Here is a 19,920-nt window from a genome sequence, read left to right on the forward strand (position 1 = left end):
GGTAACGGGCAATCGCCTGATGGCACGGGCACTGCGCTCGACCTCTTGGATCATTTTGGGTTATGGCGGGTCGCAGGCGATCCGGCTGGCGTCGAACCTGATCCTGACGCGGCTGCTCTTTCCCGAAGCCTTTGGCCTGATGGCGCTGATACAGGTGGTGATCGTCGGGCTGACGCTGTTCTCGGACGTGGGCATCGCCCCCTCCATCGCGCAGAGCAAGCGTGGCGATGATCCGGACTTCCTGAACACCGCTTGGACAATCCAAGCGATCCGGGGGGCGTGTCTGTGGCTGGCCGCCTCTGCATTGGCATGGCCGGTGGCGGCGTTTTACGACGAGCCGCTCCTGCTGACCTACCTGCCCATCGCGGCGTTGAGCCTTGTGGTGGCCGGTTTCAATCCGACACGGATCGAAACGGCGCATCGGCATCTGCAAATGGGGCGGCTGACGCTGCTGGACCTGACATCGCAGGTGATTGGCATCGCGGTGATGATCTTGGGCGCGGCGCTCTATCAATCGGTGGCGGCGTTGGTGATCGGCGGCGTGGTGGGGGCCGTGGCGAAACTGGCGTTGACCCATGCCTTTCTGCCGGGGCCGAGCAACCGCTTTCGCTGGGAGCGTCCGGCGGTGCGCGAATTGGTGCATTTCGGCAAATGGATCTTCCTGTCGACCATGTTCTGGTTCTTTGCCAGTCAGGGGGACAAGGCGATCTTGGGCAAGTTCCTCTCGCTCGAAGGGTTGGGCATCTACAACATCGGTTATTTTCTGGCGAGCTTTCCGCTGCTGCTGGGGCAGAATGTCACCGGGCGGGCGATGATCCCGATCTACCGAGAGGCGGGGGGCGGCGATCATCCCAAGCTCAAGCGGATGCGCTATGGGCTGAGCGGCGGGCTGCTGGCGCTCTTGGTGGTCATGGCACTGGCGGGGCCGTGGTTGGTCTCGGTCCTCTATGACCCGCGCTATCTGCAAAGCGGCGCGATCTTGGTGATGCTGGCGCTGGCGCTGATGCCGCAGGTGATCGGGATGACCTATGATCAAGCGGCTTTGGCCGCGGGGGATTCGCGGCGGTTCTTCATCTCTTCGGCCTCAAGGGCCAGCCTGCAAGTGGGGCTGCTGCTGGCGGGGGTGATCGCTGCCGGTTTGCCGGGGGCGCTGATCGGGTTGGGGGCCGCGATGGTGCTGTCGCATCTGGTGCTGATCTGGCTCGCAAGGGCGCATGGCGTCTGGGACGCGCGGCATGATCTGACCTTCGCCCTCTTGGGGCTGGCGCTCGGCGCGCTGGCGCTTTGGCTACATTGGGACCGGGTTCTGGGGTTGAGCGCCACGGTCTAGGCGGTTCAGCCCTTTTGCTTGCGGGCCATTCGCGCGGCGCGGCCCTCTTTCCCGGCCTTCAGGCGCTCCTGCCAAACCTTCCCCAAGGTCCGGCGCTTTTCGCGCGGGCTAAGGTCGGGGATCGAGACGACAGGGATCAACCCCGTCTCGCGCGTCATCTGGCGGGCTGAGCGGATCACCGGGCGGCGCAGTTCCAGCAGAAAGGCCACGATCAGCGCCAGCGCCAAGCTGGCCATCCCGCCCACCGCCGCGCGTTTCTTGCGGCTGAGCGATACGGGGTAATCGGGCAGTTCGGCCTGCTCCAAGGTGATCAGCTTCTCGCCCCGCTGGTCGGATTCGAGAGAGAACCCCACCTCCGCCTCGTTCCGGCGGGCGGTGATCACCTCCAACTGGTCTTGCAACTGGGTCAGGCGGCGTTCGAACCGGGCCAGCTCCCGCTCAACCTCGGGCGAGGTTTGCAGGCTGGCGGTCAGGGTTTCGCGCTGTTCTTGCAGAAGGTCGCGCTGCGTGGTCAGGCTTTCGAGCGTGGCATCCAACTCGGCCTGTTCGCGGGCGATGGTGGCGGCGCGGGCATCGGGGTTGACCCGATCGCGCGCCAGCCGCGTGGCGATGATTTCACGGTCAAGTTCAAGAATGGCGTCATTGAGGCTGCTGATCTCGCCGCGGCGAAACTCAAGACTGCCTTCGAGCGACAGGTCGTTTTCGGCCCGGTAATCGGCCAGTTCGGCCTCAAGTTCCGAGATGTCGCGGATCAAGTTCTGCTCTTGGCGCTGGAAAAACTCCAAGGTTTCTTGGGTCTGGCTCTGGCGTCGGGCGGCGGACATCTGGCGCGTGCGGTCGGCGAATTCGCGGGCCACGGCCTGCGCATCGGCGGGGTTGTCCATCTCGGCGGTGAAGGTCATGACCGAGATGGTGCCGTCATCCGCATAGCCTTCGCGCGGGGCGGCGACGCCGGTGATGGTGACCGAACGGCGCAGCAGATCGACTTTCTCGGACATGCGCAGCGCGGTCAGATCGTCATAAAGATCAAAGCGTTGAATGATATCGACCAAGGTGCCGCGCGCCATCAACTGCTGTTCGATCAATTGCAAACGCCGCGCCGAAGACCCTTCGACCGTAGAGGGGGCCAGATCATTGGCGATCTTTGGCTGCTCGATCTGGATGACTTCGGAGGATTGGTAGACATGCGGGGTCGCAAGCGCCCAGTAGACCGAGGCGATACAGCCCAGAAGCGTGATCAAAATGATCACGCCCGCGCGGCGGCGGATCATGTCGATGAAGTCATCGAATGTATAGATCGGTCCCATGTGCCTCTTTCCAACCTGCCCAAAGCCCCGACCGTTGCCCGGCGGAGTTTCCCTGCCTAGATCAGATGACTTGGGCGATAATAGGGCGCAAGCAAGGAGGGCGACAGGGGGTGTCAGGCATATTTCGGCAGGCTAGAAGCCCGCGCCCGGTTCAGCACGATGCCCAAGAGCGGCACCTGACCTTCGAGCATCCGTTCGCACTCGCGCAGGTGACGCGCCATGGTCTGGCTGCCGTCGGAAATCAGCAAGACCCCGTCCAATTGCGGCAAAAAGGCCGAGAGATCGTCATGCTCCAGCATCGGCGGCATGTCGTAGAGGACGATTTCAGGCTGGAGGGAGGCCCGCAGGCGCAGCAGGGTTTCCGCCGTGGCACTGTCTTGCAGGATTTCGGCGGCGTTCACCTCGGCCCGGTCGTTCAGGCCGAGGGCGAGCGTATCGCTTACCCGCAGCATCCCCTTGCCGAGGTCGGCGCGGCCACTGAGCAGAGCGCTCATCGCGCCGGGGGCCCGCATGTCAAAGGCGTGGGCCAGACCGGGGCTGCGCATGTTCATGTCCATCAACACGGTGCGCGATCCCGGCACCCGCGACAGGCTCAACGCCAGATTGGTCGCGGAAAAGCTGTTGCCGCAGCCCGAGGTGGGGGCGGTGACGGCGATATTGACCCAGCGATGCTCTAACGTGGTTTGACGCAGGCGCGTGCGCAGCAGGTCAAAGGCCCGCGCCGCGGCGCTGTTGCGGTGATCATCGACCAACGGCATGTCGCCGCCGGGGCCGGGGGTGGCGATGGGCAGGTCTTGCCAGCGCGGCGCACGGTCGTCACCGAAGTAGCGGGAAACGGCAGGGGCGGCGGGCAGGCTGTCTTCAAAGGTCAGGTCGCCTTCGGAGAAATCGCCGTCGAACTCATCCTCATGGTCGATCACGGTGCGGCGCGGGCGGATGCTGTGCCGCATCCCCGGGCCGCCGAACTGCGCTGTCACATCGCTGTTGTCCGCGCCGAGGGCATCGGATGCGTAGAGGTCTCTCATCGTCTTCCCTTTCGATTTCTTGAACATGAGGCGCTGGATTTCTCATTATTGCCGGGCGCGGCGAGCATCGCTCAGCACCCGGTTCGGCGCAAGACGACGCCGACGGTTTTCAGCAGAATGGTCAGGTCCATCGGCAGCGACAGATTGCGGCGATAGGCGGCGTCGACCTCATTGCGATAGGTGAACCGGCTGTTGTTGCGCGCCGAGACCTGCCACAGCCCGGTGATACCGGGGCGCAGCGCGAAATAGGCTTTTGCATCGCCATACATCTCAAGCTGGTCGGGCATCATGGGGCGCGGGCCGATCAGGCTCATGTCACCCTTGAACACGTTCCACAGCTGCGGCAGCTCATCCAGCGAGGTGGCGCGCAGAAAAGCGCCGACCCGCGTGATGCGGGGATCGTCCTTCAGCTTTTGCATCTCGTCCCATTCCGCTCGCATCGCCGGGTTCGCGGCAAGGTAGCTCTCCAGCACCGCGTCGGCATCGCGCACCATGGTGCGCAGCTTCAGGATGGAGAAGCCTTTGCCGCCCCGCCCAAGGCGCTTTTGCGTATAGAAGGGCTGACCGCTTTCGATCCACAGCGCCAGCGCGCAAAGCGCGATGATCGGCAGGGCGATGGGCAGGGACGCGAGGATCAGCAGCCGGTCGAGAAGCGGTTTCGCGTAGCGGCCATAAAGGCCGGTCGGACGCAGACGAAGGGCCGCCAGCGCGCGCGGCGCGGGCAGCACCGCAGTCCCCGCCACGGCAGGCTGCGCGCGGCCCAGCACCGGACCGGCGATCACTTCCATCGAGCCATAGGCATGGCTGTGCGCGTCAAAGTACTTCATTCCAAACCCCCAGGGTTCAATCGCATTCATTCGGACCGTTTCGGCCCACGGCACCTTCGCACCGCTCCGTCTCAACGACCTATCCGGCCTATACGTTCAGGTAGGATATGTATCATTTGTTACCACCTTTTCGCCTTATTCGATCCTTTTTCTCAGAAACAGACTGTTTCGCGGGGCGGCAGGCAGGTGGATATTTAGGAGTGAGTTGAGGGCGTCATGGGGGCGCCATGGGGTACAGGTGTGTGGCGTTCGATGGCGGAGGGGAGGGCGTGCGCAGGCGTAGGTTGGGTATCAAGTTGTTAATAAATAACAGTCTTTTGGGGTTCTGGGGTTCCGGGTGATCATCTGCCTTAGGTGTCGGCCGCCAAGCCTGTACGCCTTCGGATAGCGAGCGTGCCGAGGCGCAAGTCACCACCCGTCGCGCAATTCTCACAATAATGTCAGGGCGATAAATGGGCGACAGTTGGGCGCAGGGGGCAGGTGGGTAAACGCCAAAAACCGCGGATCGGCTGCGCGATTCCGAGGGGATTCTTTAGTGCCTCTGGAGGCTTGTCTTGTAATTCTGGATGAGAAAAGTGGCAGCCCGTAGGGGAATCGAACCCCTCTTTCCAGGTTGAAAACCTGGCGTCCTAACCGATAGACGAACGGGCCACTCTTTGTCAGGTCAGTGCAGCGTTTGGTGTGTGCTGCTCTGTCTGTGAGCGGACGTTTAAGTAATACTGCGGGGGGCTGCAAGCGGAAAAATGAAGTTTCTTCAGAAAAAATTTTCAGGCCCGCGCGGCGTCCTCCAAACGCAGTTGAACGGTGCGCCGACCGCGGAAATTGTTAATGTCGAGACGGCCTGCGAGGTGGAAACGCGCGCCGCCGTGGTTTTCCAGCGCGGGGCCGAGGGGGCCGTCGTAGGCGCCAAAGGAAATCGCCTCTAGATTCGCGCCGAGGCCGTCGCCAAAGCTCACTTTCAGGTGGTTCTCGCCTACGCGTTTGGCAAAGCGGATTTGCATGTCCGCAAAGGCATAGCGCGGGGCAGGGGCGCCGGCGCCGAAGGGGCCGGCTTGGTCGACCATCTCGGCCAGTTCCACGGTGGCCGCGCCGGGCATCATCATGCCGCAGAGGTTGAGGTCGGCAGGTCCTGCCAAATGCGCGCCCTGTTTGGTGAGCAATTCGCCCAAGCGCGCCATTGCCGCGTCGATCTTGTCTTCCGCCACCGTCAGGCCGGCTGCCATCTTGTGCCCGCCGCCCTTGATCAGCAGCCCTTCGGCGGCAAGGCGTTGGATTGGCGCGCCGAGGTCGATACCGCTGATCGAGCGGCCCGAGCCCTTGCCGATGCCGTCTTCGACGCCGATAACGATAGAGGGGCGGTTGGCGGCTTCTTTTAGGCGTGAGGCGACGATGCCCACCACGCCGGGATGCCAGCCGGGGCCAGCGGCCCATGCCAGCGGCCCGTCAAAGCCGCGTTCTTCGGCCTGTGCCATGGCACTGGCGCGCACAGCGGCCTCAACCTCGCGGCGGTCGGTATTGAGTTGGTCAAGCCGTTCGGCGAGGGCCGCGGCCTCATGCGGGTCTGCGGTGGCCAAGAGCCGCGCGCCAAGGTCGGCCTGCCCGATGCGCCCGCCCGCGTTGATGCGCGGGCCGAGTAGAAATCCGAGGTGATAGGCCGTGGGGGCCGTGTCCATCCGCGCCACATCCGACAGGGCGGCAAGACCGGGCCGCGCGCGCCGAGCCATGACCTTGAGCCCCTGACGCACGAAAGCGCGGTTCACGCCTGTGAGCGGGGCCACATCGGCGACAGTGGCCAGCGCCACCAGATCGAGCATCGCCATCAGGTCTGGCCCCTTGCGCCCCGCTTCGCGCAGTTGGCGCCCCACTTCGACGAGCATCAAGAACACGACCGCAGCGGCGCAGAGATGCGCCAGCGTGCCGTCTTCGTCCTGTCTGTTGGGGTTCACCACGGCCAGCGCATCGGGCAGCGTTTCGCCGCCAAGGTGGTGGTCCAACACGATGACATCCGCGCCCTTGGCGGCGGCGATGGGGCCATGGGACAGCGTGCCGCAGTCGACGCAGACGATCAGATCATGCTCAGCGGCGAGGGCCGACATCGCCTCGTCATTGGGGCCATAGCCCTCGTCGATACGGTCGGGGATATAGAGCGTCGCGCGGTGGCCCATGTCGCGTAGCCAGACCAGCAGCAGCGCGGCGGAAGAGCCGCCGTCCACGTCATAATCCGCGAAAATCGCGATGCGCTCGCGGTTTTGCAGGGCCGAGAGAAACCGCGTCGCTGCCGCCTCCATATCGCGCAGGGATCGGGGATCGGGCAGCAGGTCGCGCAGGGCGGGGGCCAGAAAGCCCGCCGCTTGGGTATCGATCACGCCGCGGCGCGCCAGCACTTGGCACACCGGATCGGGCAGGCCCGCGCGCTGCACCAGCAGTTCCGCCGCGCGGGTCAGTTCCACGTCAGGACCGATCCAGCGCCGCCCGGTCAAAGATGTTTCGACACCGAGAAAGCTCATGCGGACCTCATTTGGCCGTTATGGAAGGGGGTGGGGAGGGCCAGTCTGGCCCTCACTCCGCTGGGGTGCGGTAGTTGATGCGACGGACCGAGCCGGTGCGCGAGCGCATGATCAGCGTCTCGGTGGTCAGCCAGCCCGGCTCGCGTTTCACGCCCGGCAGGATGTTGCCGCCGGTGACGCCTGTCGCGGCAAAGATCACGTCTTGGGTGACCATCTCGTCGCGCGAATAGACGCGGTCGAACTCGGTGATCCCGGCCTTGGCGGCGCGGCCCTTTTCGTCTTCGTTGCGAAACAGCAGGCGGCCATACATTTGCCCGCCCATGCATTTCAGCGCCGCGGCGGCCAGCACGCCTTCGGGCGCGCCGCCTTGGCCCATATACATGTCGATGCCGGTTTCAGGGTCGGCGCAATGCATCACGCCAGCCACGTCACCGTCGGTGATCAGACGGATAGCGGCACCGGTGGCGCGGACCTCGGCGATCATGTCGGCGTGGCGCGGGCGTTCGAGGATGCAAACGGTGATGTCGGACGCCGCGCAGCCCTTGGCGCGGGCCAGCGCTTCGACGCGCTCACCGGGGCTCATGTCGAGGGTGACGACATCGGTCTCAAAACCCGGGCCGATGGCGAGCTTGTCCATATAGGTGTCCGGCGCGTGCAGCATGGACCCGCGCGGGCCCATGGCGATCACGGTCAGCGCGTTGGGCATGTCCTTGGCGGTCAGCGTGGTGCCTTCCAGCGGGTCGAGCGCGATGTCCACGCCGGGGCCTTTGCCGGTGCCGACCTCTTCGCCGATATAGAGCATCGGGGCCTCGTCCCGCTCACCTTCGCCGATGACCACGACGCCCGCGATGTCGAGCATGTTGAGCTGTTCGCGCATGGCGTTCACGGCGGCTTGGTCGGCGGCTTTCTCGTCACCCTTGCCGATCAGCTTGGCCGAGGCCAGCGCGGCGGCTTCGGAAACGCGGGCGAGGCCCAGAGAGAGCATGCGGTCTTGAAATTCGGCGGAAGCGGTCATGGAGTATCCTTGGGTGCAATGTGTTTCCTGTCCTGTACCCTCGCGCGGGCCTCGGGGCAAGTTTTGGGTTGTGGAAGGGGCTGCCCCTTCGGCCGAAACTGCCTCCCCGGCCCGGAAACAAGCCGTAGGCGCCGGGCCATCGCCTGCCCGCCTCGTCACGCCGAAGGCGTGCCGGTCTATCTAGGCGCACCTTTGGTGCGACAGGGTAGGCGATTTGCTGGGGCTGGGTGGGCCCCGGCGGACGCACATTAGGGTTGAGCCATAAAGTGGCACGAAGCACCGCTCATCGCCCGCCCACCCACGGGCAGGCGATGGCCCTCAGCCTCAGACCTCTTCGATCCGGAGCGCTACCGGCTCACCGGCCAGCACGCCCGTCTTGTCCATATTCGCCAGCGCTTCCAGCAGTGCATCGCGGCTGGTCTTATGGGTCACGATCAGCACGGGGGCCGAGACATCCGCATGTTCATACTGGCGCATCCGGTAGATGCTCACACCCGCTTCGCCCAGCACCGTGGCGATTTTCGCCAGCGCGCCGGGTTTGTCGACCAGCGCCATGCGCAGGTAGTAGGGGGCAGGGCGCTGACTGCTGGCGGGGGTGGTTTGTTCAAGCGTCTCGGCAGGCTGGCCAAAGACCGGCCCGCGCAACCCGCGCGCGATGTCGCAGACATCGGCCATCACCGCGCTCGCCGTCGGCCCTTCGCCCGCACCGGCACCGCGCAGCACGATCTGACCCACGGCATCGCCTTCGATCACCACCATATTGGTGCCGCCATCAAGCTGCCCCAAAGGCGATGTTTGCGGCACGAGGCAGGGCATCATCCGCTGCTCCAGCCCGCGGCCGGTTTTCTGGGTCACGCCCAGCAGTTTGATCTTGTAGCCCATGTCGGCGGCGGCGCGGATGTCTTCGATGGCGACCCGCTCGATCCCCTCAAGCTGGATGCCATCAAAGTCGATCTTGGTGCCGAAGGCGATGGAGGACAGGATCGCCAGCTTATGCGCCGCGTCGATGCCGCCCACATCCAGTTGCGGATCGGCTTCGAGATAGCCCAACCCATCGGCTTCGGCAAAGATCTCTTGATAGGTCTTGCCCGAGTCCTCCATCCGCGTCAGGATGTAATTGCACGAGCCGTTCATCACCCCCATGATCCGGGTGATCTCATTCCCGGCAAGCCCTTCCATCAGCGTCTTGATGACCGGGATGCCGCCTGCCACAGCGGCCTCATAGCGCAGGGCCACGCCCGCGCCTTCGGCCTGTTCGGCCAAGGCTTGGCCATGGATCGCCAGCATTGCCTTGTTCGCGGTGACCACATGTTTGCCCGCCGCCAGCGCGGCCTCGGTCGCGGCCTTGGCAGGCCCATCCGCGCCGCCCATGAGTTCCACGAACACATCCACGTCATCGCGTGTCGCCAGTTTGACGGGGTCATCCTCCCAATCATAGGAAGAGAGTGACAGTCCGCGGTCCTTGTTCCGGGTGCGGGCCGAAACCGCCGAGACCGTCATCGCGCAGCCGGTACGGGCCTCTAACAGGGCGGCCTGCTGGCGCAGAATGCGCAGCACACCCACGCCCACGGTTCCCAATCCGGCAATCCCGAGGCGAAGCGGCTTAGACATGGCGGTGGTCCTTCTGGTCTGATCCGAAAGGCCCGGCAGGCAGGGCCGGGCATAGCCGCGATGTAGCGGGTTCGGCGCCTGCGTGCAACGCGCATACGCATCACGGGGATGCCCGTTTATTCAGCGCTTTCGCTGTCCTCGGCGGCTTGGCGGGCGCGCCGGAGTTCGGCAGCACGCGCCCTGAGCCGTGCCACCCGTGCAGCACTGGCGGATTGGGCGCTTGTGCGGCTGACGCGCGCCGCGCGGGCTTCGAGATTGGCCGCACGCCCTGTGAGCGCCGCTTCGGTCCGCAGCGGGTCGATCCGCCCGGCGGTGGCTTTGGCCAAAAGCGGGTCGATCGGGACCAGATCAGGGTAGGGCGCGGCCTCCAACGCGGGCGTGATGGTGCGGTCGAGTTCGGGAAACTGCGTGCAGCCCGCCAGCAGCGAGACGCCCAGAAACAGGGCGATGGTTGAAAGGGGCGGGGCGGGCGCGCTTGGGTCATGCCTCGTTCTGCCCCAGCCGTGATCTTCGCGCAAGCGGGGTTTGCTTTTGAACGCTTGTTCATTAAATTGCCGCCATGGCAAGAACCACAGGCTCCCACTCCGATATCACCGGCCCGCGTGTCCGCGCCGCCGCGCTGCGGCTTTTCGCCCGGGGCGGCTATGCCGCCGTGTCCATGCGTGCCATCGCCGCCGAAGTCGGCGTGCAGGCCGGGGCGCTTTATAACTACACCCCCGACAAGCAGAGCCTGTTGTTCGACCTGATGCAGGCGCATATGACCGATCTGCTGGCCGAAACGCCCCATGATCCGAGCCGCCCCGCCAAGCAGCAGTTGCAGGATTTCGTGGCCTTCCACATCCGTTTTCACGCGGACCGGCCCGATGAGGTTTTCATCGCCTATATGGAGTTGCGCAATCTGACGGAGGAGAATTTCGCCGTGATCGAGCGCCTGCGCCGCGACTACGAAGATCGCCTTGAAGCGATCCTGCGCGCCGGGGTGGCCAGTGGCGATTTCGCCGTCGCCGATACCAAGATCGTGACACTGGCGATCATCGCCATGCTGACGGGGGTGAACACTTGGTACCGCGCGGGCGGACGGCTGTCGCTGGACGAGGTCGTGGCACAATATTGGGACATGGTGCGCAAGGCCGTGACCGCCTGAGCGGCCACGGCCTTTTGGGTCAATGGGCGGGGCGGATGAAGGTCCCGTTGTTCAGATCCCGCATCGCCTGCTGTATCTCGGCGCGGGTGTTCATCACGATCGGCCCGTGCCACGCCACCGGCTCTTCAATCGGCGCGCCCGAAATCAGCAGAAAACGCACCCCTTCCTCCCCGGCCTGCACCGTGACCTCATCGCCGGTGCCAAAGCGGATGAGCGTGCGGTCCCCGGACATGTCGCGGATGTTGACCTCTTCGCCGGCGACCTCTTTCTCCAGCAGCACGCCCGAAGGGGCAGAGGCATCGGCAAAAGCGCCCGCACCTTGAAAGACATAGGCAAAAGCCCGGCGGTAGGTGTCGATCCGAAAGGTCTTTTTCACGCCTGCAGGCACGAAGATATCCAGATACTGCGGATCGGCGGCGATGCCGTCGACGGGGCCGCGTTTGCCCCAGAACTCGCCGGTGATGATCTTGACCCTCGTGCCGTCGTCATCGGTCACCACCGGGATCTCGGCGGATTTCATATCCTGATAGCGCGGCGCGGTCATCTTCTGGGCCGAGGGCAGGTTGCCCCAAAGCTGGAAGCCGTGCATCTGCCCCTTGTCGTTCCCGCGCGGCATTTCTTGGTGCAGGATGCCCGATCCGGCGGTCATCCACTGCACGTCGCCCGCGTTCAGATCACCGGTATTGCCGAGCGAATCCGCATGGGCCACGGTCCCTTCGAGCACATAGGTGATCGTCTCGATCCCGCGGTGCGGGTGCCAAGGGAAGCCTTTCTCAAAGTCGCGCGGATGCTCGTTGCGGAAGTCGTCGAACAGCAGAAAGGGGTCAAGCTCCGACGGGTCGTGGAAGCCGAAAGCGCGGTGTAGTTTCACCCCGGCGCCTTCCATCGTGGGCGTGGCGCGGCGGGTTTCCAATGTGGGTCTGAGGGACATGATGCTCTCCTTTGCAGTTGCTCGGAAGATAGGGGGCGGCGGTCACCTCAACAATTGGCCCCGGCGAACGGGGCCTGTGCAAATTTGCGCAGCTTCAGCAATTTGGCACGTTCACCGCCAACCCTCCGAGGGAGGTTTCCTTGTATTTCTCGCTCATGTCCGCGCCGGTCTGGCGCATGGTCTCAATACAGGCATCAAGCGGCACAAGATGCGTGCCGTCGCCGCGCAGCGCCAGAGAGGCCGCCGAGACCGCTTTGATCGCGCCCAAGCCGTTGCGCTCGATACAAGGCACCTGCACCAGCCCTTTCACCGGGTCGCAGGTCATGCCGAGGTGATGCTCCAGCGCGATCTCGGCGGCGTTTTCGATCTGCTGCGGGGTGCCGCCCATCACGGCGCAGAGCCCGGCGGCGGACATGGCGGCGGCGCTGCCGACTTCGGCCTGACAGCCTGCTTCGGCGCCTGAGATCGAGGCGTTGTATTTCACCAGCCCGCCAATCGCGGCGGCGGTGAGCAGGAAGTCTTCGATATGCGCCTCTGACGCGCCGGGGACATGGTCGAGGTAATAGCGCAAGGTCGCCGGCATCACACCTGCGGCCCCGTTGGTCGGCGCGGTCACGACCTGCCCGCCTGCGGCGTTCTCCTCGTTGACGGCCATGGCGTAGACGCTCATCCAATCGTTGATCGTATGCGGGGCGGATTGGTTCTGTCCGCGCTCGGCCATCAGCGCGTCGTAGATGCCCTTGGCGCGGCGTTTCACCTGCAACCCGCCGGGCAGGGTGCCTTCGGAGGTCAGCCCCCGGTCTATGCAGTCGCGCATGACCTGCCACAGCCGTTTCGACCCGGCGCGCAGGTTCTCGGCCCCGCCGCGCGCCTCTTCATTGGCGCGTTTCATGCCTGCGATGGTTTTGCCAGATTTGGCCGACATCTCAAGCATTTCTGCGGCGGACTTGAAGGGGAAGGGCACCGGCGCGCCCTCGTCGGTGTCCTTGCCTGCCGCGAGTTCCTTTTCGGTCATCACGAAGCCGCCGCCGATGGAATAATAGGTCTCGCGTAAGGTTACGTCGCCTTGGGCATCGGTGGCCATCAGCATCATGCCGTTGGCATGGCCCGCAAGCTTGGTGTCGTAGTCAAAGATCATGTCGCGCTCAGGGTCGAAGCGCAGTTCGGGCAGACCGTCGACGCTGATGCGGCGGGTTTGTTTGATCTCTTCCAGCACCTTTTCGGCGGCATCTGCGTCATAGTCCTCGGGCGTGAACCCGGCGAGGCCGAGGATCGTGGCGCGGTCGGTCGCATGGCCGACGCCGGTAAAGGCGAGGCTGCCGTGCAGCGAGGCGCGCAGCCCGGCGAATTGGAAGGGTGATGCGCGCATCTGGTCAAGGAAACGCCCCGCCGCCACCATCGGCCCCATGGTATGCGAAGACGAGGGGCCGATGCCCACTTTGAACATGTCGAAGACCGAAAGAAACATCAGGTGGCGGACCCTTTTATGGTTGCGGGTGGCGGGCGCGGTGGGACGGGTATCGCCCAGACCTTTGGCGCATTGCAAGCGACCTAGGCCCGATCCAACCATTTCCCGCCGCCCCGTGGCGCGCCGAAAGCGACAGGCCGTGCGCTCTGCCCGTCCTGTCGGCGTGCGGCACCGCCAAAAACCGCCGACTTGCCCCTCGCACCCTATGCCAATTCGCCCTATAACGCGGCAAACGCCTGCAAGGGAGTACCCGATGTCCGGAGACCTATCACCGATCGACAAGGCCAAATTCGTGGCCGCGAAACGGGCGTGCGAATTCGTGGAAGACGGGATGCGCGTGGGGCTTGGCACCGGATCGACGGCGGCGTGGCTGGTGCGCTGTCTGGGCGAGATGGTGCGCGACGATGGGCTGCGGATCAAAGGCGTGCCGACCTCCTCGCGCACCGCGCAACTGGCGCGGGATGTGGGGATCGAGGTGATCTCTCTCGATGAGGCGAAATGGCTCGACCTGACGATTGACGGGGCGGATGAATTCGACGGTGACCTGAACCTCATCAAGGGCGGCGGCGGGGCCTTGCTGCAAGAAAAGATCGTGGCGACGGCCAGTGACCAGATGGTCGTGATCGCCGATATCGGCAAAGAGGTGCATCATCTGGGGGCATTCCCCCTGCCGATCGAGGTGATTCCCTTTGGCTGGCAGACCACGCAGGCGCTGGTCGAAGAGACGCTGATCTCGATGGATGTGCTGGGCCAAAGCTCGACCCTGCGGATGAATGGCGAGGTGCCTTTTATCACCGACGAGGGGAACTATATCCTAGACCTGCGGCTGGGGCGCATCGGCAACGCACGGCAATTGGCGCTGGTGCTGAACCAGATGCCCGGTGTGGTGGAAAACGGCCTGTTCATAGATATCTGTGACGCGGTTGTGATCGGTTACGGGGATGGCAGGGTCGAGGTGCGCGACATAAATGAAGGCACCGTGGCGACCGACCGTTTGGAATTCGTCGAGACCGACAACCTGTTTTCCGACCTGAGCGATTAACGCCCACAAAGCGAGACACGCGCGACCCCGCGCAACACCGAAATATGCGCGATCCCGCGCAAGACCCAAAACGACTAAGAGAGGCGCCAAATGGCCAAGAATGAATTCGATTACGACCTGTTTGTCATCGGTGGCGGCTCGGGCGGTGTGCGCGCGGCGCGTGTCGCGGCGGGCGAACATGACGCCAAGGTCGGTCTGGCCGAGGAAGACCGCTATGGCGGGACCTGCGTGATCCGGGGCTGCGTGCCCAAAAAGCTGATGGTCTTCGCCTCGGGCTATGCCGATGTGGTGGATGAGGCGAAATGCTTTGGCTGGGATCTCAAGGCCGGGCCGTTTGACTGGCATGACTTCAAAGGCCGTCTGAATACTGAGTTGGACCGCCTCGAAGGCGTCTATCGCAAGCTTCTGAAGAACTCCGGCGTTGACACATTCGACGCCCGCGCGCGGATCAAGGACCCCCATACCGTGGCCCTGTCCGACGGCACCGAGAAGACCGCGAAACACATCCTCATCGCCAGCGGTGGTCGCCCCGTGCGCCCCGAGATCGAGAATGCGGAACTGGGGCTGGTCTCTGACGATCTGTTCCATCTGGAGAAGCTGCCCAAGTCGATCCTGATCATCGGCGGCGGCTATATCGCCTGTGAATTCGCCTGTATCCTCAACGGTTTGGGTGTCGAGGTGACGCAATACTACCGCGGCGCGCAGATTCTGCGCGGCTTTGACGACGAAGCCCGCGGCATGGTGGCCGAGATGATGCAGGAAAAGGGGATCGACCTGCATTTGGGCACCAACATTCTGGAGATGACGCCCAGCCACGAAGACGGCAGCGGCCCGATGAAGGTCAAGCCGACCAACGGCACCGAAAAGATGTTCGACCAAGTGCTCTTTGCCACGGGCCGTCGCCCGAACAGCGATGACATGGGGCTGGAAGACCTGGGCGTGAAACTGGGCCGCAGCGGTGAGATTGAGGTGGATGAATACAGCCAGACCGCGGTGCCTTCCGTCTATGCCATCGGCGACGTGACCAACCGCATCAACCTCACGCCCGTGGCGATCCGCGAGGGCATGGCCTTTGTCGAGACCGTCTTTGGCGGCAATCCGACGCCGGTAGATCATGATCTGGTGCCTTCGGCGATCTTCACCCAGCCCGAGATGGGCACCGTGGGGCTGAGCGAGGAGGCCGCGCGGGAGGCGGGGCCGATTGAGGTCTATGCGACCTCCTTCAAACCGATGCAGGGCGCTTTTGCGGGCAAGGCCGACCGGGTGCTGATGAAGCTCATCGTCTGCGCCGAGACGCGGGTGGTGCTGGGCTGTCATATCGTCGCACCCAACGCGGGCGAATTGATCCAGATGGTCGGCATCGCGGTCAAGATGGGCGCCACGAAAGAGCAGTTCGACGCCACATGCGCGGTGCACCCGACCATGTCCGAAGAACTGGTGACGATGCGTAATCCGACCCGCACGGCTTGAATATCACGCGAAAGCGTACAATTTTTGGAACGATAGGCCGCATGGGCGGCCCAGAGGGGAACATATCAATGGCAGGAAATTCGCAAGGCCCCTGGGGGGCGGCGGAGGCGGCAACCGGGGCAACGGCGGAGACCGGGGCAACGACGGGCCGCAGGGGCCACGCGGGCAGGGCGGTGACCGCCCCCAGATGCCCGAGATCGACGATCTGGTGCGCAAGGGGCAAGAGCAGCTGCGCGTCTTGATGGGGGGCGTGGCGACGACCGGGGCAATGGCACCGGCGGCGGCGGTCGCGGCTCTGGCGGGCCGGGCGTGACACGTTCGACCCTTGGCATCGCGCTTTTGGCCGGTGTGGCGCTTTGGGGCTTCGCCAGCTTCTACACCGTGCGGCCCGAACAGCAGTCGATCGAACTGTTCTTGGGTGAATTTTCCGGCATCGGCACCGAGGGTCTGAACTTTGCCCCATGGCCGCTGGTCACGGCCGAGGTGTTTGACGTCACCACCAACCGCACCGAAGAGTTGGGCGTGCGGCGCGGCGGCGGCGGCAACGAAGGCTTGATGCTGACCACGGACGAGAACATCGTCGACATCGACTTCCAAGTGGTCTGGAACATCAAGAACGCGCGCGACTTCAAATTTTCGCTGCGCGATCCCGAAGCCTCGGTTCGGGCGATCTCGGAATCCGCCATGCGCGAAGTCATCGCGCAATCCGAACTGGCGCCGATCCTCAACCGGGATCGTGGCGCGGTGGCGGATCGGGTGAAGGAGCTGATCCAAAACACCCTCGACAACCGCAATACCGGCATCAACGTGCTGCGTGTCAACGTGAACAAGGTTGACCCGCCCAGCCAGACTGTGCAGGTCACCGACGCCAATGGCAACACGACGACCCAGTCGGTCGTCGATGCCTTCCGCGACGTGCAAGCCGCCGAGCAGGAGCGTGACCGGGTCGAGCGCCAGGCCGACGCCTATGCCAACCGCCGCACCGCCGAGGCACGCGGTGAATCCGCGCAGCTTCTGGAAGCCGCCGAAGGTTACCGCGCCCGCGTCGTGAACGACGCGGTGGGTGAGGCCAGCCGCTTTGAAGCCGTCTTGGAAGAATACCGCAACGCGCCGGATGTGACGCGCAAACGTCTGTATCTTGAGACCATGGAAAAGGTGCTGGGCGACGTGGATAAGGTCATCCTCGAAAACGGCAGCGGCCAAGGTGGGCAGGGCGTCGTTCCCTATCTGCCACTCAATGAATTGCGGCGCGGCGGAGGGTCGAACTGATGCGGAAAACAAGTCTTATCATCCCCATCGTGGTGATCGCCATCGTGGGCATCCTGTCGGCTGTCTTTGTGGTGGACGAGCGCGAGAAGGCGCTGGTGCTGCGTTTCGGCCAGATCAAACAGGTCCGCAACGAGCCGGGCATCGGGTTCAAAGTCCCGCTTTTGGATGAGGTCGTGCGCTACGAAGACCGCATCTTGTCGCTGGAAACCCCGGTGATCGAAGTCACCCCCGCCGATGACCGGCGCCTTGAGATCGACGCCTTCGTGCTCTACCGCATCGACGATATGGTGCAGTACCGGCAAGCTTTGGGTGCGGGCGGTGAACGTCAGGCCGAAAGCGAGATGGGCGGCATCATGGAAAGCCAAATCCGTGCCGTGCTCGGCTCGCAGGGCGTGACATCCAACACCATCCTGTCGCCCGAACGGGCCGACCTGATGGAGCAGATCCGTGTCCGCGCCGATGCCCGCGCGCAGGCGCTTGGCCTCAAGGTGGTGGATGTGCGTCTGCGTCAGACAAACCTGCCCGAGCAGAACTTCGACGCGACCCTGCAACGGATGATCGCCGAGCGTGAGCGTGAAGCGACCGACGAACGCGCCCGTGGCCGCGAAGCCGCGCAGCGTGTCATCGCCCTTGCTGATCGTACCTACGAAGAGATCCTCTCGGAGGCCCGTCGTGACGCGCGGATCATCGAAGGCGAGGCGGACGCTCAGCGGAACAACATCTTCGCGCAGGCCTATGGCAAGGATCAGGAATTCTTTGAATTCTACCGCTCGCTCAGCGCCTATGAGCAGGCTTTGCAGGGGCAGAACTCCACCATGGTGATGTCGCCGGATAGTGAGTTCTTTAACTATCTGCGGTCGGACCGCAGCGCCACGACCTCGGTCGATGCGATTGCACCGCCGCAGAGCCCTGCCGCCGATGCGCCCGCGGCTGAGCCAGCGCCGGAGGCAGATAACGCTGCGGCAGAGGATACGCAGGAGGAGGCTGCCCCCGCGGCCCCCGCCACGCCAGCCCCCGCCGCACCGGAGGCTGAGACAGATCTGCCAGCGGCGCTGGAAGAATGACGCTGGTTCTACTGGCTCTAGGGTCGGTTCTGATTTTCGAGGGGCTGGTGTACGCACTGGCCCCTTCGTTTTTGGAACAGATGCTCGAAATGCTCCGCCGCATCCCTGAGGCCGCGCTGCGCCAGCTTGGCGCGCTGGCGGTGGTGGCCGGGTTGATCTTGGTTTGGCTCGCCTTTCAACTGGGGTTGTGACGCCGCGCGGGCGGGGTGAATCGGCGTCCGTTTTGGCCACGACCTCGCAGGCCGGGGTCGCAAATCGTCACACTCCCACCCGTTGAAATGCCCGTGATCGGCCCCATCTTTGCTGTTGCAGCGCGTCCTTTCGGAATGCACTCTGCCCACGTTGGCAACAACAGGAACAATCAGGAGACGATGAATGCAGGCCAAGGCGGTTTCCCTGTCCACAACAGCACAACACACCCACTGGATGCGAGCGATGGCAATGGGGGTGATGGCGCTGACCCTCCTGATCCTGCAAGCCAGCATGGCGCTGGCCAAACCCGAAAGCCTCGCCCCGCTGGCCGAGAAAATTAGCCCTTCGGTGGTCAATATCACCACCTCTACCACGGTTGAGGGCCGCACCGGGCCGCAGGGCATCGTGCCCGAAGGCTCGCCCTTCGAAGACTTCTTTCGCGAGTTTCAGGACCGCAACAATGGTGAGGGCAACCGGCCCCGCCGTTCCTCGGCCCTTGGCTCGGGTTTCGTGATTTCCGAAGATGGCTATGTGGTGACCAACAATCACGTCATCGAAAGCGCGGATGAGATCACCATCGAATTCTTCTCGGGCGAGGAATTGGTCGCCGAGGTCATCGGCACCGACCCCAAGACTGACATCGCGCTTTTGAAGGTCGAAGCGGACGCGCCGCTGCCCTTCGTCTCTTTCGGTGACAGCAACGCCGCGCGGGTGGGGGACTGGGTGATTGCCATGGGCAACCCGCTCGGGCAGGGCTTTTCGGTCTCGGCTGGCATCGTGTCAGCGCGCAACCGGGCGCTGTCGGGCACCTATGACGATTACATTCAGACCGACGCCGCGATCAACCGCGGCAACTCCGGCGGGCCGCTGTTCAACATGGATGGCGAGGTGATCGGCGTGAACACCGCGATCCTGTCGCCCAACGGCGGCTCCATCGGCATCGGTTTTTCGATGGCGTCGAATGTCGTCACCCGCGTGATTGACCAATTGCAGGAATATGGCGAGACCCGCCGCGGCTGGCTGGGCGTGCGCATTCAGGACGTGACCGATGACGTGGCCGATGCCATGGACCTCAAGAAAGCCGTCGGCGCCCTGATCACCGATGTGCCGGAGGGGCCTGCGCGTGAGGCGGGGCTCAAAACCGGCGACGTGATCAAATCCTTCGACGGTGTCGAAGTGGTCGATACCCGTGGTCTTGTCCGTCAGGTGGGCAACAGCCCCGTGGGTGCGACGGTGCGCGTGACCGTGCTGCGTGACGGCAAGACCCAGACCATCAAGGTCGTACTTGGCCGCCGCGAAGAGGCCGATGGCGCGGTTCCCGACGGTATGGATGACAACGCCGATGAGGGGGCCGAGGTCGAGCCGCAGTCGACCATGCTGATGGGCCTGACCCTGATGCCGCTGACAGACGAGCTGCGCGCGGAACTCGGGGCCGATGACGATATGACCGGCCTTGCCGTAACGGATGTGGATCAAACATCGGAGGCCTTCGAGAAGGGCCTGCGCATGGGCGATATCATCACCGAAGCGGGGCAGGAGCAGGTGTCGACCATTGCCGATCTCGAAGCCCGGATCGCCGCGGCGAAAGAGGCGGGCCGCCGCTCTCTGCTGCTGCTGGTGCGCCGGGGCGGCGACCCGCGCTTTGTGGCGCTGTCATTGGCGGAGTGATCTGCCGTAACGGTTTGGAAGGGGCGCCTGCGGGCGCCCTTTTGCGTTAC

At 64.2% G+C, this 19,920-nt stretch carries 16 protein-coding genes, 1 tRNA gene and 1 pseudogene; 8 read left to right on the forward strand and 10 right to left on the reverse strand.

The genetic code is table 11. The features are described from left to right. Positions 1-19 precede the first annotated feature (19 nt). Positions 20-1,330, forward strand: coding sequence for an oligosaccharide flippase family protein (locus CUR85_RS12520; RefSeq protein WP_136720189.1), 1,311 nt, complete (start codon positions 20-22; stop codon positions 1,328-1,330). A 5-nt stretch (positions 1,331-1,335) separates the two neighbouring features. On the opposite strand, the gene CUR85_RS12525 is transcribed toward CUR85_RS12520, so the two are convergent. From CUR85_RS12525 to CUR85_RS12560, 8 genes are all read right to left on the reverse strand, one after another. Then, positions 1,336-2,637: a GumC family protein gene (locus tag CUR85_RS12525; RefSeq protein WP_067266217.1), complete on the reverse strand. Its 1,302-nt coding sequence runs from the start codon at positions 2,635-2,637 to the stop codon at positions 1,336-1,338. Between the two features lie 113 nt (positions 2,638-2,750). Beyond that, positions 2,751-3,662, reverse strand: coding sequence for a CpsD/CapB family tyrosine-protein kinase (locus CUR85_RS12530; protein WP_136720187.1), 912 nt, complete (start codon positions 3,660-3,662; stop codon positions 2,751-2,753). A gap of 71 nt (positions 3,663-3,733) precedes the next feature. After that, positions 3,734-4,450 carry a sugar transferase gene (locus CUR85_RS12535; protein WP_067266231.1) on the reverse strand — a complete coding sequence of 239 codons (717 nt, stop codon included), beginning with the start codon at positions 4,448-4,450 and terminating at the stop codon, positions 3,734-3,736. Positions 4,451-5,065: 615 nt separating this feature from the next. Beyond that, positions 5,066-5,140: transfer RNA gene (locus tag CUR85_RS12540), tRNA-Glu, on the reverse strand. A gap of 116 nt (positions 5,141-5,256) precedes the next feature. Continuing rightward, positions 5,257-6,996: a single-stranded-DNA-specific exonuclease RecJ gene (gene recJ / locus CUR85_RS12545; RefSeq protein ID WP_067266213.1), complete on the reverse strand. Its 1,740-nt coding sequence runs from the start codon at positions 6,994-6,996 to the stop codon at positions 5,257-5,259. A gap of 52 nt (positions 6,997-7,048) precedes the next feature. After that, positions 7,049-8,011, reverse strand: coding sequence for a class II fructose-bisphosphatase (gene glpX / locus CUR85_RS12550; RefSeq protein ID WP_067266210.1), 963 nt, complete (start codon positions 8,009-8,011; stop codon positions 7,049-7,051). Positions 8,012-8,335: 324 nt separating this feature from the next. Further along, positions 8,336-9,622 (reverse strand): homoserine dehydrogenase, encoded by a 1,287-nt coding sequence (locus tag CUR85_RS12555; protein ID WP_067266207.1) that lies wholly within the window; start codon positions 9,620-9,622, stop codon positions 8,336-8,338. Positions 9,623-9,738: 116 nt separating this feature from the next. Then, on the reverse strand, positions 9,739-10,140 hold the full coding sequence (locus CUR85_RS12560) for a hypothetical protein (protein ID WP_280322674.1): 402 nt from the start codon (positions 10,138-10,140) through the stop codon (positions 9,739-9,741). A gap of 41 nt (positions 10,141-10,181) precedes the next feature. Between CUR85_RS12560 and CUR85_RS12565 the strand changes: the two genes are divergently transcribed. Further along, positions 10,182-10,766, forward strand: a complete 585-nt coding sequence (locus tag CUR85_RS12565; RefSeq protein ID WP_067266202.1) for a TetR/AcrR family transcriptional regulator — start codon at positions 10,182-10,184, stop codon at positions 10,764-10,766. Between the two features lie 19 nt (positions 10,767-10,785). On the opposite strand, the gene CUR85_RS12570 is transcribed toward CUR85_RS12565, so the two are convergent. Both CUR85_RS12570 and CUR85_RS12575 read right to left on the reverse strand, forming a co-directional pair. Continuing rightward, a complete protein-coding gene (locus CUR85_RS12570) occupies positions 10,786-11,697 on the reverse strand; it encodes a pirin family protein (RefSeq protein ID WP_067266199.1) in 912 nt (303 codons plus the stop codon). A gap of 94 nt (positions 11,698-11,791) precedes the next feature. Beyond that, positions 11,792-13,165, reverse strand: coding sequence for an L-serine ammonia-lyase (locus CUR85_RS12575; RefSeq protein ID WP_067266230.1), 1,374 nt, complete (start codon positions 13,163-13,165; stop codon positions 11,792-11,794). A 253-nt stretch (positions 13,166-13,418) separates the two neighbouring features. Here CUR85_RS12575 and rpiA point away from each other — a divergent pair, with 253 nt between their 5' ends. The 6 genes and pseudogenes from rpiA to CUR85_RS12605 all read left to right on the forward strand — a co-directional run bounded on the left by rpiA (position 13,419) and on the right by CUR85_RS12605 (position 19,870). Continuing rightward, complete coding sequence (rpiA, locus tag CUR85_RS12580) at positions 13,419-14,207, forward strand: ribose-5-phosphate isomerase RpiA (RefSeq protein WP_067266197.1); 789 nt, start codon at positions 13,419-13,421, stop codon at positions 14,205-14,207. Positions 14,208-14,297: 90 nt separating this feature from the next. Continuing rightward, positions 14,298-15,677 carry a glutathione-disulfide reductase gene (gene gorA / locus CUR85_RS12585; RefSeq protein ID WP_067266195.1) on the forward strand — a complete coding sequence of 460 codons (1,380 nt, stop codon included), beginning with the start codon at positions 14,298-14,300 and terminating at the stop codon, positions 15,675-15,677. A gap of 68 nt (positions 15,678-15,745) precedes the next feature. After that, positions 15,746-16,946 (forward strand): annotated as a pseudogene (gene hflK, locus CUR85_RS12590) (FtsH protease activity modulator HflK). Beyond that, entirely contained in the window at positions 16,946-18,010 is a 1,065-nt protein-coding gene (gene hflC / locus CUR85_RS12595) for a protease modulator HflC (RefSeq protein WP_067266193.1), read from the forward strand. Before hflK ends, hflC begins: the two are co-directional and overlap by 1 nt. After that, positions 18,007-18,201, forward strand: coding sequence for a DUF2065 domain-containing protein (locus tag CUR85_RS12600; RefSeq protein WP_067266191.1), 195 nt, complete (start codon positions 18,007-18,009; stop codon positions 18,199-18,201). The genes hflC and CUR85_RS12600 overlap by 4 nt, the downstream gene beginning before the upstream one ends. Positions 18,202-18,436: 235 nt before the next feature. Next, complete coding sequence (locus CUR85_RS12605) at positions 18,437-19,870, forward strand: Do family serine endopeptidase (protein WP_394376118.1); 1,434 nt, start codon at positions 18,437-18,439, stop codon at positions 19,868-19,870. Positions 19,871-19,920: the final 50 nt, after the last annotated feature.

The organism is Sulfitobacter faviae, assembly GCF_029870955.1.
Classification (GTDB): Bacteria; Pseudomonadota; Alphaproteobacteria; order Rhodobacterales; family Rhodobacteraceae; genus Sulfitobacter; species Sulfitobacter faviae.